The 13,867-nt window shown below is 69.2% G+C and carries 12 protein-coding genes; 11 read left to right on the forward strand and 1 reads right to left on the reverse strand.

Going from position 1 to position 13,867, the window contains the following annotated elements:
• Positions 1-9 precede the first annotated feature (9 nt).
• Positions 10-1,248: an alpha/beta hydrolase family protein gene (locus tag ACIBG8_RS50570; RefSeq protein WP_397350540.1), complete on the forward strand. Its 1,239-nt coding sequence runs from the start codon at positions 10-12 to the stop codon at positions 1,246-1,248.
• On the opposite strand, the gene miaB is transcribed toward ACIBG8_RS50570, so the two are convergent.
• Positions 1,164-2,636, reverse strand: a complete 1,473-nt coding sequence (gene miaB / locus ACIBG8_RS50575) for a tRNA (N6-isopentenyl adenosine(37)-C2)-methylthiotransferase MiaB (protein WP_397350541.1) — start codon at positions 2,634-2,636, stop codon at positions 1,164-1,166. The two genes, ACIBG8_RS50570 and miaB, sit on opposite strands and share 85 nt — an antisense overlap.
• A gap of 194 nt (positions 2,637-2,830) precedes the next feature.
• Between miaB and ACIBG8_RS50580 the strand changes: the two genes are divergently transcribed.
• From ACIBG8_RS50580 to ACIBG8_RS50625, 10 genes are all read left to right on the forward strand, one after another.
• Positions 2,831-3,550 (forward strand): amino acid ABC transporter ATP-binding protein, encoded by a 720-nt coding sequence (locus ACIBG8_RS50580; RefSeq protein WP_397350864.1) that lies wholly within the window; start codon positions 2,831-2,833, stop codon positions 3,548-3,550.
• Between the two features lie 11 nt (positions 3,551-3,561).
• Positions 3,562-4,422 (forward strand): glutamate ABC transporter substrate-binding protein, encoded by an 861-nt coding sequence (locus tag ACIBG8_RS50585; protein ID WP_397350542.1) that lies wholly within the window; start codon positions 3,562-3,564, stop codon positions 4,420-4,422.
• Positions 4,423-4,482: 60 nt separating this feature from the next.
• On the forward strand, positions 4,483-5,151 hold the full coding sequence (locus ACIBG8_RS50590; RefSeq protein ID WP_397350543.1) for an amino acid ABC transporter permease: 669 nt from the start codon (positions 4,483-4,485) through the stop codon (positions 5,149-5,151).
• Positions 5,148-6,053 (forward strand): amino acid ABC transporter permease, encoded by a 906-nt coding sequence (locus ACIBG8_RS50595; RefSeq protein WP_397350544.1) that lies wholly within the window; start codon positions 5,148-5,150, stop codon positions 6,051-6,053. The genes ACIBG8_RS50590 and ACIBG8_RS50595 overlap by 4 nt, the downstream gene beginning before the upstream one ends.
• A 36-nt stretch (positions 6,054-6,089) precedes the next feature.
• Positions 6,090-7,910 (forward strand): prolyl oligopeptidase family serine peptidase, encoded by a 1,821-nt coding sequence (locus ACIBG8_RS50600; protein ID WP_397350545.1) that lies wholly within the window; start codon positions 6,090-6,092, stop codon positions 7,908-7,910.
• Between the two features lie 188 nt (positions 7,911-8,098).
• Positions 8,099-9,919: an ABC transporter substrate-binding protein gene (locus ACIBG8_RS50605; RefSeq protein ID WP_397350546.1), complete on the forward strand. Its 1,821-nt coding sequence runs from the start codon at positions 8,099-8,101 to the stop codon at positions 9,917-9,919.
• The gene (locus ACIBG8_RS50610; RefSeq protein WP_397350547.1) at positions 9,916-10,938 is read left to right on the forward strand and encodes an ABC transporter ATP-binding protein; all 1,023 of its coding nucleotides are present in this window, start codon (positions 9,916-9,918) and stop codon (positions 10,936-10,938) included. The genes ACIBG8_RS50605 and ACIBG8_RS50610 overlap by 4 nt, the downstream gene beginning before the upstream one ends.
• Positions 10,938-11,891, forward strand: a complete 954-nt coding sequence (locus ACIBG8_RS50615; RefSeq protein WP_397350548.1) for an ABC transporter ATP-binding protein — start codon at positions 10,938-10,940, stop codon at positions 11,889-11,891. Before ACIBG8_RS50610 ends, ACIBG8_RS50615 begins: the two co-directional genes overlap by 1 nt.
• Positions 11,888-12,844, forward strand: a complete 957-nt coding sequence (locus ACIBG8_RS50620) for an ABC transporter permease (protein WP_397350550.1) — start codon at positions 11,888-11,890, stop codon at positions 12,842-12,844. The genes ACIBG8_RS50615 and ACIBG8_RS50620 overlap by 4 nt, the downstream gene beginning before the upstream one ends.
• A complete protein-coding gene (locus ACIBG8_RS50625) occupies positions 12,834-13,796 on the forward strand; it encodes an ABC transporter permease (RefSeq protein WP_397350552.1) in 963 nt (320 codons plus the stop codon). Before ACIBG8_RS50620 ends, ACIBG8_RS50625 begins: the two co-directional genes overlap by 11 nt.
• Positions 13,797-13,867: the final 71 nt, after the last annotated feature.

The following is a 13,867-nucleotide window of genomic DNA, read 5'->3' on the forward strand; positions in this document are numbered from 1 at the left end:
GGACCCCTCATGCGTCAGGTGACCCTGGCCGCGCTCCTGGCCCTCTCGGCCTGCAGCGCCGCGCCCGTCTCCGCCGACCGCGACACGGCGGGGCCGCACCGCAACCCGTCACCGGGCGCCACGAAGCCCGCGATGACCGCCAAGCCGGTCGGCACGCCGTACCTGCCCGAGCCGACCGGCGGGCGGCCCGTCGGGATGACGAACCTCCATCTCAAGGACACCTCGCGCTCCGACCCGTGGGTGCCCAGCGTGAAGGCGCGCGAGCTGATGGTCTCGCTGTGGTTCCCGGCGAAGAAGCCCGGACGTACGGCTGCGCCGTACATGACGCCCAAGGAGTCCGAGTTGCTCCTGACGGCGGACGGCGGGGTCAAGGGCGTGCCGCTCGACCTGGTCAGCAGGACGCGGACCAACGCGTTCACCGACGCAGAGCCCGCCGGACGCAAGCACGGGCTGCCGCTGGCCGTCCTCTCCCCCGGGTTCACCAAGCCGCGCGCCACCCAGACCGCCCTGGCCGAGGACCTGGCGAGCAGGGGGTACGCCGTGGTCGTCATCGGCCACACCTACGAGAACGTCGCCACCAGCTTCCCCGACGGCCGCGTCGCCACCTGCGTGGCCTGCGACAGCCAGAAGAAGGATGAGGCGTTCTGGGACAAGGTGGCCGCGACCCGGGCCGCCGACGTGTCCTTCGTCCTCGACCACCTCACCGCGTGGAAGGGCGCCGACCTGATCGACATGTCCAGGATCGCCATGGCAGGACATTCGGCGGGTGGCGCGAGCGCGGTGGCCGCGATGGTCAAGGACCGGCGGCTGCTCGCCGGGATGAACATCGACGGCACGGCCTTCGCCGAGGTCCCGGCGAAGGGGCTGGCACGCCCGTTCATGTTCCTGGGCTCCGAGGCGGTGCACAGCCCCGGCGGCAAGGACCCGTCCTGGGACGCCGCCTGGAAGCGGCTGACCGGCTGGAAGCGCTGGATCACCGTGGCGGGTACGGAGCACGCGTCGTTCACGGACGTCGCCCTGGTGGCCGAGCAGTTCGGCCTCCCGCTGGAGACCAGGACGTCGGCCACCCGCGCCACGGAGATCACCAGGCGGTACGTCGCCGCCTTCTTCGACCTGCACCTGCGCGGGAAGCCACAGCCCCTGCTCGACGGGCCGTCCGCCGGCTACCCGGAGGTGACCTCGCACCCCACCGCCTCGGGCAGCGGCGCCGGGCGGCCGATGGACGGCATCCCGAGCGAGACCCCCTGAGGCTTGGCGGGCGCGCCCTGCCTGGCCGCCCAGGCGTCCCCCGCCCGGGTACGGCGGAGCGAGACCGCGCGGTCGGCCACCAGGTGGTGCGGGGCCGCGTAGGTCACCTCGACCGTCACCATGTCGCCGGGGCGCGGCACGTCCTCGCCGACGGCGAAGTGCACGAGCCGGTTGTCCGCCGCGCGCCCGGACAGCCGCCGGGTGGCCTCGTCCTTGCGCCCCTCGCCCTCGGCGACGAGGACCTCGAGCGTCCTGCCGACCTGCGTCTTGTTCTCCTCCCAGGAGATCTCCTCCTGGAGGGCGACCAGGCGCTCGTAACGCTCCTGGACGACCTCCTTGGGCACCTGGTCCGGCATGGTGGCGGCCGGGGTGCCTGGGCGGATGGAGTACTGGAAGGTGAAGGCGTTGGCGAAGCGCGACTGCCTGACCACGTCGAGCGTGCCCTGGAAGTCTTCCTCGGTCTCGCCGGGGAAGCCGACGATGATGTCGGTGGAGATGGCCGCGTCGGGCATGGCCGCGCGCACCCGCTCGATGATGCCCAGGTAGCGCTCGGCCCGGTAGGAGCGGCGCATCGCCTTCAGCACCCGGTCGGAGCCGGACTGCAGCGGCATGTGGAGCTGGTGCATGACGTTGGGCGTCTCGGCCATGGCGGCGATCACGTCGTCGGTGAACGCGGCGGGGTGCGGGCTGGTGAAGCGCACCCGCTCCAGCCCCTCGACCGAGCCGCAGGCGCGCAGCAGCTTGCCGAAGGCGAGCCGGTCGCCGAACTCCACGCCGTAGGTGTTGACGTTCTGCCCGAGGAGGGTGACCTCCAGGACGCCCTGGGCGACCAGGGCCTCGACCTCGGCGAGCACGTCGCCGGGGCGGCGGTCCTTCTCCTTGCCGCGCAGCGCGGGCACGATGCAGAAGGTGCAGGTGTTGTTGCACCCGACCGACACCGACACCCAGGCGGCGTAGGGGGACTCGCGCTTGGTGGGCAGCGTGCTCGGGAAGACCTCGAGCGACTCCTTGAGCTCCACCTGCGACTCGCCCGCGATGCGCGCCCGCTCCAGCAGCACCGGCAGCGAGCCGATGTTGTGGGTGCCGAACACCACGTCGACCCACGGCGCGCGGCGGACGATCTCGCCCTGGTCCTTCTGCGCCAGGCAGCCGCCGACGGCGATCTGCATGCCGGGCCGCCCGGCCTTGACCGGGGCCAGGTGGCCCAGGTTGCCGTAGAGCCGGTTGTCGGCGTTCTCGCGCACCGCGCAGGTGTTGAAGACCACCACGTCGGGGGTCTCGCCGTCCGGCGCCGCCGTGTATCCAGCGTCCTCCAGCAGGCCGGACAGGCGCTCGGAGTCGTGGACGTTCATCTGGCACCCGTAGGTGCGCACCTCATAGGTCCTCATGGCACCTTCCAGGGTAGGCGGTCCCGGGGGGCGAGCCGTACGAAGGTAAAAGCTTGACCGTCGAAAACACCTATAACGCCTGGTTGACAACGCCTCGTGATCTGATCGGTACCGCTCGGTTAGTGACCAGCGCCCTTGGGACCTCTACGTTTTGATCCATGACGGAGAACGCTGACGAGACTCCACTGGTCCAGATGGAGGACGTGCAGAAACACTTCGGGGCCTTGCATGTCCTCAAGGACATCAATCTGACCGTCTCGCGCGGCGAGGTGCTCGTCGTGATCGGCCCTTCCGGCGGCGGCAAGTCGACGCTGTGCAGGACGATCAACCGCTTGGAGACCATCGACGGCGGCAGGATCGTCTTCGACGGCAAGGTGCTGCCCGCTGAGGGCAAGGCGCTCGCGGCGCTCCGTTCCGAGGTCGGCATGGTGTTCCAGTCGTTCAACCTGTTCGCGCACAAGACGATTCGCGAGAACGTCACGCTCGGCCCCGTCAAGGTGCGGCGCCAGGCCAGGGCGCAGGCGGACAAGAGGGCCATGGAGCTGCTCGAGCGGGTCGGCATCGCCGCCCAGGCCGACAAGTATCCCGCCCAGCTGTCCGGCGGCCAGCAGCAGCGCGTGGCGATCGCCAGGGCGCTGGCGATGGATCCGAAGATGATCCTGTTTGACGAGCCGACCTCGGCACTCGACCCGGAGATGGTCCAGGAGGTCCTCGACGTCATGATCGGGCTCGCCCGCGACGGCATGACCATGGTGGTCGTCACCCACGAGATGGGGTTCGCGCGCCGGGCGGCCAACCGGGTCGTGTTCATGGCCGAGGGCCAGATCGTCGAGGAGAACACTCCCGACGAGTTCTTCACGAACGCACGGACAGACCGGGCCAAGGACTTCCTGTCCAAGATCCTTACGCACTGAGAGGGCTATCCATGAGAATCCATCGCGCAGGCGCCGCCGTTGCGGCAGCCACCGTGCTCATCGGGGGCCTGGCGGCCTGCGGTGGCAGCAAGACCTATGGGAGCGTGCAGGAGAAGGTCGCCGACGGCGGCAAGATCGTCGTTGGCACCAAGTGGGACCAGCCGGCCCTCGGGCTCAAGGGCGCCAACGGCCCCGAGGGCTTCGACGTGGACGTCGCCAAGGCCGTGCTGAAGGAGGTCAACGGCGGCAAGGACGTCGACATCGAGTGGAAGGAGTCGACGTCGGCCAACCGCGAGACCTTCCTGGAGAAGGGCACCGTCGACATCATCTTCGCGACCTACTCGATCACCGACGCGCGCAAGACGAAGGTCACCTTCGGTGGTCCGTACGTCATCGCCCACCAGGACGTGATGACCCGCAAGGACGACACGTCGATCAACGCGCCCACCGACCTCAAGGGCAAGAAGATCTGCAAGGCGGCCGGCTCCAACTCCTACAAGCGGATCACCGACCCGCCGCCGGACGGCAAGCTCGACATCGACGCGACGCCGGTCGACGCGGCCAGCTACTCCGAGTGCGTGCAGAAGCTGGGCGGCAACAACCTCGACGCGGTGACCACCGACGACCTGATCCTGGCCGGCTTCGCCAAGCAGGCGGGCGGCAACTTCAAGGTTCTCGGCCAGGGCTTCACGGACGAGAAGTACGGCATCGGCCTCAAGAAGGGCGACACCAAGACCTGCGAGGCCGTCAACACCGCGGTGAAGAAGCTGTGGGACAACGGCGAGATGAAGAAGATGCTGGACAAGTGGTTCGGCGGCATCGAGGGCCTCAAGGTGTCTGACACGGCTCCCCCCGCTGAGGGTTGCGCCTAAATCGGAACGAGTCGCGGCGGCCGGTGATCCGGCCGCCGCTGCCTTACGCGGTGGAGCACCATGGACGAACTCATTGAATACGGGCCGCAGCTCGCCAAGGGCTTCCTGGTCAACATCGAGCTCTCTCTCGTGGGCGCGGTGTGTTCCCTCATCATCGGCACGATCCTGGTCTCGATGCGGGTCTCGCCCACGCCCGTGTTGCGCCTGGCGGGCACCGTCTACGTCAACGTGGTGCGCAACACCCCGCTGACCCTGGTGCTGGCCTTCTCCTCGCTGGGTCTCAGCGACCAGCTCGGGCTGATCTTCTCCGGCGTGCCCAGGACCAACTCGTTCTGGATCGTCTCCATGGGCCTGTCGGTCTACACGGCGGCGTTCGTGTGCGAGGCGCTGCGCTCGGGCATCAACACGGTGCCCATGGGCCAGGCGGAGGCGGCCAGGGCGATCGGGCTGACCTTCGGCCAGACCCTGACCCTGATCATCCTGCCGCAGGCGTTCAGAGCCGTCATCGCGCCGCTCGGCAGCGTGATGATCGCCATGATCAAGAACACCACGGTGGCGATCGCCGGCGGGCTCGCCATCGACTCGGCGGCGAACATGAAGGAGATCTTCGACACCACCGGTGTCTCGATCCCGCTGTTCCTGGGGCTCGTGGTGGGCTTCATGGCGCTGACCCTGCCCATCGGATACTTCACAGGCTGGCTCGCCCGGCGGTTGGCGGTGGCGCGTTGAGCACCTCGGTCCTGTACGACGTTCCCGGTCCGCGCGCCAGGGTGCGCAACGCGCTGCTCACGGTGGTCGGCCTCGTGCTGGTCCTGGGCGTCGCCTGGTTCGTCATCAGCGGCTTCAACGCCAAGGGCCAGTGGGAAGGCAAGATCTGGAAGCCGTTCCTCGACCCGGTCACCTGGACGGCCTACATCCTGCCAGGACTGTGGGGGACGCTGAAGGCGGCTGCCGTGGCCGCCGTCCTGGCGCTGGTGTTCGGCGCGGTCTTCGGCCTGGCGCGGCTCTCCGACCACCGGTGGATCAGGCTGCCCGCCGGGTTCGTGGTCGAGGTCCTCCGTTCCATCCCGCTGCTGCTGCTGATCTTCTTCATCTTCTATCTCGCGCCCGACATCATGGGCGGCGGCGACTACGCGTTCGTGGCCGTCGTCAGCGGCCTGATGCTCTACAACGGCTCGGTGCTCGCCGAGATCGTCAGGTCGGGCGTGCTGGCCGTGTCCAAGGGCCAGTCGGAGGCGGCGTACGGCATCGGCCTGCGCAAGAACCAGGTCATGCGCCTGGTCCTGCTCCCGCAGGCGGTCACGGCCATGATGCCGGCGATCGTCAGCCAGCTCGTCGTCCTGCTCAAGGACACCGCGCTCGGCTACATCATCGCCTACGTCGACCTGCTCAACATCGGCTTCAAGGTCTTCCCCGCGGTCAACTACGGCTCGCTGATCCCGGCCGCGATCGTGATCGGCATCATCTACATCGCCATCAACATGGCGCTGAGCGCGCTGGCGACCTGGCTGGAGAAGCGCAGCCGCCGCAGCCGCAAGACCTCGGCCAAGCCCATCGAGCCGCCGGGCGCGCTCCCCACGGGGATGGCGCCGGGCACACCGGGGGCCGGAGCCATCGCGACGATGGAATAGCAACATCGAGGGTCAGTTTTCCGGCAGGATGCGGTTATGCCATTCTGGCCCTCCCCCATTTCCACCACGGACGTAGCGCGCGCCGGCCTGTACGTGGGCTGGCCGACCGCCATGGGCGGGCAGGTCTGGTGGACCGAGGACCGGCCGGACGAAGCGGGCCGCACCACCATCGTGCACCGCGCGGCGGACGGCACCCGCACCGAGCTGCTCCAGGCCCCGTGGAACGCCCGCACCCGGGTGCACGAGTACGGCGGGCGGCCCTACGCCGTGGCCGAGGACGGCAGGGTGGTCTTCACCGACTTCGCCGACCAGCGCCTCTACGTCGTGGACGGCGAGCCCAGGCCGCTGACCGCCGAGGGCGACGTCCGCTACGCCGACCTGCTGGTGCGCGACGGCCGCGTGTGGTGCGTGCAGGAGAAGCACGAGGGCAAGGTGACCCGCTCCATCGTGTCGGTCGACCTCGGCACCGGCGCGGTCAAGGAGTGGGCCTCGGGCAGCGACTTCTACGCCTACCCCGCGCTCTCCCCCGACGGGCAGCACCTGGCCTACGTGAGCTGGAGCCACCCGCGCATGCCGTGGAACGGCACGGAGCTGCGCGTCACCCGCCTGTCCGACGGCAACTCCTGGACGGTGAAGGGCGGCTCCAGCGAGTCGATCCTGGCGCCGCAGTGGAAGGACGACACCCACCTCTACCTCGTCTCCGACTGGTCGGGCTGGTGGAACCTCTACCAGGTCGGCATCTACGGCACCTCCTCCCAGGCGCTGTATCCGGCCGAGGAGGAGTTCGCCGGGCCGCTGTGGCGGCTGGGCGGCGTGCCGTACCTCGTGATGGGTGACGGGCGGCTGGCGGTGCTGCACGGGCAGGGTGACATGCGGCTGGGGGTGCTCGACCCGGAGACGGGGGTGCTCACCGACCTCGACGTGCCCTACTCGGGGTGGGATCCGTCGCTGGCCGTCGACGGCACGACCCTGGTCGGGGTGGGGTACGGCTCGGCCGTACCGAGGTCGGTGGCCAGGGTGGAGCTGGTGACCGGGCGGGTCGAGGGGCTCCGCCGCGACATCCAGGAGCTGCCCGACATCGCCTACCTGCCGTCGCCGCGACCCGTGGAGTTCCTGTCGCGGTTCGGGCGCCGGGTGCACGCGTTCGTCTACCCGCCGTCCAACCCGGCGGCCGTGCACGAGGACCGCCCGCCGTACGTCCTGTTCGTGCACGGAGGGCCGACCGCGCACAGCGACAGCTCGCTCGACCTGACCAAGGCGTTCCTGACCTCACGCGGCCTGGGCGTCATGGACGTCAACTACGGCGGCTCCACCGGGTACGGCAGGGCCTACCGGGACCGGCTGCGCGGCCAGTGGGGCGTGGTCGACGTGGAGGACACCATCGGCGCGGCCGAGTGGCTGGTCGCCGAGGGGCTGGCCGATCCGGCGCGCATCGCGGTCAGGGGCGGAAGCGCGGGCGGCTGGACGGTGATGGCCGCGTGCTGCACCTCGGAGGTGTTCGCCGGCGGCGTTTCCTACTACGGCATCAGCGCGCTGGCGCCGCTCGCCGCGCACACGCACGACTTCGAGTCGCGCTACGTGGAGTGGCTGGTCGGCCAGGAGGACCCGGACGTGTACGCGGCGCGCGAGCCGCTGAGCCTGGCGGCGGGCGTGAGCTGCCCGATGTTGCTGCTGCAGGGGCTCGACGATCCGGTGGTGCCGGAGCAGTCGGCCGGGTTCGCCGAGGCTCTGTCGGAGCGCGGCGTGCCCTGCACGTACCTCGCCTTCGACGGCGAGTCGCACGGTTTCCGCAGGGCCGAGACGCGGACAGCCGCTCTCGCGGCGGAATTGGCCTTCTACCAGCAGATCTTCGCCTGATGTCACGATTTATGCACTGAACCGGCATTACTTCGGCATCGCGCCTGGCCAACGGTTCAGTAACCGATCTCGACTTCGGCGGCCGTAGATGGGTTGCTCTAGGGGAACCACGGGGCGCGCGCCGCGCCAACGACGCGCGCCCCGCTATCAGCCACCTATGTACTCCGTCTCGGCACGAGGGAGGGCAGATGGCCAACACGCGCCATCTCACCATTGCCGTGGTCGCCGCTGCAACTCTGCTGGCGACCTCCTGCGCGACACAGAAGACCGCCGCACCGCCCAGTCCACAGGCCTCGGCGGCCGGCCAGCCCACCAAGGGCGGCACGCTGCGGGTCGTCGGCTCGGGCGACGTCGACCATCTCGACCCCACCAGCGCGTACTACACCGTCACCAGCGGTCTCATGCGCAGCTACGCCCGCCAGCTTTTCCAGACCAACGGCGTGGCCGGGGAGAAGGAAACAGAGAAGGGCTTCGCCGTCGTGCCCGACGTCGCGGCCGAGTTGCCCAGTACGGACAACGGCGGCATCAGCGCCGACCATCTGACCTACACCATCAAGCTGCGCGACGGCGTGATGTGGGACACCCAGCCGGCCCGCGCCGTCACGGCCCCCGACTTCGTGCGCGGGTTCAAGCGCATCTGCAACCCGGTCGCCGGTTCCGGCGCACCCGGTTACTACACCAGCACGATCAAGGGCATGGCCGAGTACTGCGACGCCTACACCAAGGCGTTCGCCAAGGACAAGCCGACGGCAGCGGCGCTCGCCGCGTTCCAGAACGGCAACGACATCGCCGGGGTGCAGGCGGTCGACGACAAGACGGTGAAGTTCACGCTGGTCCAGCCCGCGTCCGACTTCCTGAACATCCTGTCGCTCAACTTCGCGTCCGCGGCTCCGGTGGAGTACGACGGCTACCTGCCCGACGACGCCGACTTCCGCCAGCACACCGTCTCCAACGGCCCGTACAAGGTCGAGAGCTACGTCGCGACCAAGTCGATCCACCTGGTGAAGAACCCGGCGTGGCAGCAGGACGCCGACCCGATCAGGCACCAGTACGTCGACGCCATCGACGTCAAGATGGGCGTGGCCGAGCCTGACGCGGTGCAGCAGCAGATCGAGGCGGGCAGCGCCGACCTGGCGTGGGACCTGCCGGTGCCGACCTCGCAGCTGCCCAGGCTGAAGAGCGGCGACCCCAACTACAAGAACTTCCCCGGCTCGGTGAACAACCCGTACATCGTCTTCAACATGCTGAGCAAGAACGAGAACGGCGCCATGGGCAAGCTCAAGGTGCGCCAGGCGGTCTCGTACGCGGTCAGCAAGGTCGCCATCGCCAAGGTCTACGGCGGCCCCGACGTGGCCGTGCCGCTGCACCACGCCATCCCGCCGGGCAACATCGGCTCGGAGGAGTTCAACGACTACCCCTCGCCGAACGACGCGGGCGACCCGGCCAAGTGCAAGCAGCTGCTCACCGAGGCCGGATACCCCAACGGGCTGACGCTCATCGGCGCCTTCCGCAACGCGGGCAACCACCCGGCCAACTTCCAGTCCTACTCGGCCGACCTGAAGAAGTGCGGCATCACCGTCAAGGGCCTGCCCGTACGGCAGGGCGACTACTACGGCGCCTTCCTCCAGAACCCGTCGATCGCCAAGGACAGCAAGTGGGACATCTCGGCTCCCGGTTGGGTGCCCGACTGGTACGGCAACAACGGCCGCTCGATCTCCCAGCCGCTGTTCCAGACCAACTGCACCCCGGGCACGAGCAACTTCGGCTGCTACAGCAACCCGAAGGTCGACGACCTGATCAAGCAGGCGCTCGCCGAGCCTGACCAGACCAAGGCCGCTGGCCTGTGGCACCAGGTCGACGAGCAGGTCATGGCCGACGCGGTGATGGTGCCGCTGAACAACCAGAACACGCCGATCTACAAGAGCAAGCGCGTGCGGAACGCCCTGTATCTGCCCTCGTTCCAGCTCTACGACTACACCAACATCTGGCTCGACCCGAACACCCCATGAGCCTGCTCGAAGTCGCGGACCTGAAGGTGGCGTTCCACACGTCCGACGGCGTCGTCCAGGCGGTGCGCGGGCTGTCGTTCACCATCGACAGGGGCCAGACCCTGGCCATCGTCGGCGAGTCGGGCAGCGGCAAGACCGTCAGCACCCAGGCGATCCTCGGGCTCACCCCCGAGGCCGACATATCGGGCCGCGCCCTCTTCGAGGGCGTGGACCTGCTCCAGCTCGACGAGGAGCAACTGCGCAGGATCAGGGGCTCGCAGGTCAGCGTGGTCTTCCAGGACCCGCTGACCAGCCTGCATCCGCTGTACAAGGTCGGGTGGCAGATCGAGGAGCTCATCAGGGTGCACCAGCCTGCGGTTTCCCGCAAGGCTGCGCGCGCCCGTGCGGTCGAGCTCCTCGGTCTGGTCGGCATCCCGCAACCGGGGCGCAGGGTGGACGACTACCCGCACCAGTTCTCGGGGGGTATGCGCCAGCGCGCCATGATCGCCATGGCGCTGGCGCTCAACCCCCGGCTCATCGTCGCCGACGAGCCGACCACCGCGCTGGACGCGACCGTGCAGGCACAGGTGCTGGAACTCATCGCCAAGGTGCAGCGGGAGTTCGAGATCGCACTGATCATGATCACGCACGATCTCGGGGTGGTGGCGGGGATCGCCGACGAGGTGCTGGTCATGTACGCGGGGCTGCCGGTCGAGCGGGCCGACCGGCGGACCCTGTACTACCGGCCGCACCACCCGTACACGAAGGGGTTGCTGGAGTCGATCCCCGGCAGTACGGGCACCAGGGGCGGGCGGCTCAAACCCATTCCCGGGTCGCCGCCCTCGCTCATCGCGCTCCCGGCGGGGTGCGCGTTCCACCCGCGTTGTCCGTACGCCATGCCGGTCTGCGTGGCCGAGCGGCCGCCGCTGTCCACGGTCACGGGCGACCGCGGGCACGCCTCGGCGTGCTGGCTGCCGCACGAGGCGGTCGGGCTGTCGGCCGAGGCGGAAGCCGTACGTCTCCAGGCGAAGGGAAGCTGATGTTGCTCGAAGTGGACAACGTCGTCAAGCACTTCCCCATCCAGGCGGGCACGCTGATCAAGCACACGGTCGGCCAGGTCCAGGCGGTGGACGGCGTGAGCCTCACGCTGGCCGCCGGGGAGACGCTCGGACTGGTCGGCGAGACGGGCTGCGGCAAGTCGACGCTGGCCAGGTGCGTGGCCGGGCTGCACCCGGTGACGTCCGGCCGGGTGCGGTTCGACGGCCAGACGATCACGGGCCTGTCGCGCCGGGAGATGCGTCCCTTCCGCAGGGACATCCAGGTGATCTTCCAGGACCCGTACGGCTCGCTGAACCCCCGGCGCCGGGTGGGCTCGATCATCGCCGATCCCCTGGTCATCCACGGGATCGGCACGCCCCTTGAGCGGCGACGTACCGTGCAGGAACTGATGGAGCGGGTGGGGCTCAACCCCGAGCACTACAACCGCTTCCCCGCCGAGTTCTCCGGCGGGCAGCGGCAGCGCATCGGGGTCGCCAGGGCGCTCGCGCTCAGGCCCCGGCTGATCATCTGCGACGAGCCGGTGTCGGCGCTCGACGTGTCGATCCAGGCGCAGATCCTCAACCTGCTCAAGGACCTGCAGGACGACTTCGGCCTGACGTACCTGTTCATCGCGCACGACCTGTCGGTGGTCGAGCACGTCAGCGACCGGATCGCGGTCATGTACCTGGGGAAGGTCGCGGAGGTCTTCGTCGACCAGCCCCGCCACCCCTACACCCACGCCCTGCTGTCGGCGACCGCGGTCGCCGACCCGGATCTGGCCGAGCAGCGCCACCGCATCATCCTGGTCGGCGACGTGCCCTCGCCCATCGACCCGCCGTCGGGCTGTCGGTTCCACCCGCGCTGCCCGCGCGCGCAGGACGTCTGCTCCTCGGTGGAACCCGTCCTGGACGGGTTCGCCTGCCACTTCCCAGTGCAACCAGGGGAGACCTTGTGACACTCACCGAACTCCGGGTCGCCCCGGCAGCGCCCGCCATCGCCGGGCGCAGTCCGTGGCAGCTGGCCTGGCTCAGGATCAGAACCGACAAGGTGGCGCTGATCTCCGCGGTCGTCATCGTGGTCCTGATCGTGCTCGCCGCGACCGCGCCGCTCATCTCGGCGTGGAACGGCCACGACCCGGACGAGCCGTTCCGCGACGTCGGGATCACCGACGACGGGCTGCCCGTCGGGCCCAACGGCCAGTTCTGGTTCGGCACCGACCGCCTCGGCCGGGACCTGTTCGTCAGGGTCCTGTACGGCGCGCGGGTGTCGCTGGTCGTCGGGCTCGTGGCCACCGGGCTGGCCGCGCTGGTCGGGGTGGTGATCGGCCTGCTGGCCGGATACTACGGCGGGGTGATCGACACGCTGCTGTCGCGGCTCATGGACGTGGTGCTGTCGTTCCCCTACCTGATCTTCGCCATCGCGGTCGTGTCGATCGCCGGGCCGTCGCTGACCGCGACGATCGGGGTGATCTCGTTCTATTCCTGGGCGGCGATCGCCCGCGTGGTGCGCGGGCAGACGTTGTCGCTGAAGGAGCGGGAGTACGTCGAGGCGGCCAAGTCGCTGGGCGCGGGCGACCTGCGGATCATGTTCGTCGACATCCTGCCCAACCTGCTCGCGCCGGTGATCGTCCTGACCACGCTGCTGATCCCGGCGGCGATCGTGTTCGAGTCGACGTTGTCGTTCCTCGGGCTCGGCATCGTGCCGCCCACGCCGTCGTGGGGGAACCTGCTGAGCGAGGCACAGGGGTTCTACCGGGTGGCCTGGTGGTACCTGAGCTTCCCCGCCCTCACCCTGCTCGTCACGACGCTCGCCTTCAACCTGCTGGGCGACGGCGTCCGCGACGCCATCGACCCCAGGACGGAACGTCTGTTCGCCCGCCGTCGTCGGAGGTCACGTCGTGCTGCGTAGATTCCTTGTCCGGCGCGGCCTGCTCGGGCTGCTGGTGCTCTGGCTGGTCACGCTCGGCACGTTCTGCCTGTTCTTCGTCGCCCCGGGCGATCCGGCGCGCACCCTGGCCGGGCGGCAGGCGACGCCCGAGCAGGTGGAGCTGATCAGGCGAAACCTGGGGCTCGACCGGCCCCTCTTCGAGCAGTACCTCTCCTACCTGAACCGGCTGCTGCACGGCGACCTCGGGCAGTCGTACTTCTCCGGAGAGTCCATCGGCAAGCTGCTGGCCGCCGACTTCCCGCCGACCGCGTCCCTGGTGCTCGGTGGCGCGGTGTTGTGGTTCACCGTCGGTGTCGGGGCCGGGGTGTTCAGCGCCACCCGTGCGCGGTCGTTCCTGGACCGGGTGCTGACCTTGCTGGCGCTGGCCGGGGTGTCGATGCCGACGTTCGTGGTCGGGCTTTTGTTGCTGTACTTCCTGTTCTTCCAGCTCACCATGGCGGGGGCGCCCCTCCTGCCACCTGACTCCTACGTCGCGTTCACGACCAGCCCTGGGGAGTGGGCTCGGCACCTGATCCTGCCGTGGATCACGCTGGCGATGGTGATGGCCGCGTCCTATGTCCGGCTGACGCGGGGGTCGATGCTGGACGTCCTGGGCGAGGACTACATCCGTACGGCTCGCGCCAAGGGGGTTCCCGAGCAGCGGGTGATCTACCGGCACGGGCTGCGGGCGGCGTTGACGCCGGTGGTGACGCAGCTGGGGGTGGACGTGGGGACGTTGATCGGGGGGGTGGTGGTGACGGAGTCGGTGTTCGGGCTCGGGGGCATCGGGCAGGCGGTGGTGCAGGCGTTCATCAGCGGGGACCTGCCGGTCATCATGGGGGTGGTGGTGCTGGCCACCACGGCGGTGGTGGTGGCGAACCTGCTGGTGGACATCGCTTACGCGGTGCTGGACCCACGGGTACGGCTGGCGTAGAGGTTTGTCGAGCCTCGGGTGCGGCGGTCCTCCCTCTGCCGCACCCGAACCCGCCGTTGACCTGCCACCCT

The sequence above is a fragment of the Nonomuraea sp. NPDC050556 genome (assembly GCF_044457355.1).
Classification (GTDB): domain Bacteria; phylum Actinomycetota; class Actinomycetes; order Streptosporangiales; family Streptosporangiaceae; genus Nonomuraea.

Excerpts from the sequence above, each read along its gene's own strand:
- ACIBG8_RS50605 (WP_397350546.1), top strand. The coding sequence starts at position 8,099 with ATGGCCAACACGCGCCATCTCACCATTGCCGTGGTCGCCGCTGCAACT.
- ACIBG8_RS50600 (WP_397350545.1), top strand. The coding sequence starts at position 6,090 with ATGCCATTCTGGCCCTCCCCCATTTCCACCACGGACGTAGCGCGCGCC.
- ACIBG8_RS50580 (WP_397350864.1), top strand. The coding sequence starts at position 2,831 with ATGGAGGACGTGCAGAAACACTTCGGGGCCTTGCATGTCCTCAAGGAC.
- ACIBG8_RS50615 (WP_397350548.1), top strand. The coding sequence starts at position 10,938 with ATGTTGCTCGAAGTGGACAACGTCGTCAAGCACTTCCCCATCCAGGCG.
- miaB (WP_397350541.1), bottom strand. The coding sequence starts at position 2,636 with ATGAGGACCTATGAGGTGCGCACCTACGGGTGCCAGATGAACGTCCAC.
- ACIBG8_RS50590 (WP_397350543.1), top strand. The coding sequence starts at position 4,483 with ATGGACGAACTCATTGAATACGGGCCGCAGCTCGCCAAGGGCTTCCTG.
- ACIBG8_RS50610 (WP_397350547.1), top strand. The coding sequence starts at position 9,916 with ATGAGCCTGCTCGAAGTCGCGGACCTGAAGGTGGCGTTCCACACGTCC.
- ACIBG8_RS50570 (WP_397350540.1), top strand. The coding sequence starts at position 10 with ATGCGTCAGGTGACCCTGGCCGCGCTCCTGGCCCTCTCGGCCTGCAGC.
- ACIBG8_RS50585 (WP_397350542.1), top strand. The coding sequence starts at position 3,562 with ATGAGAATCCATCGCGCAGGCGCCGCCGTTGCGGCAGCCACCGTGCTC.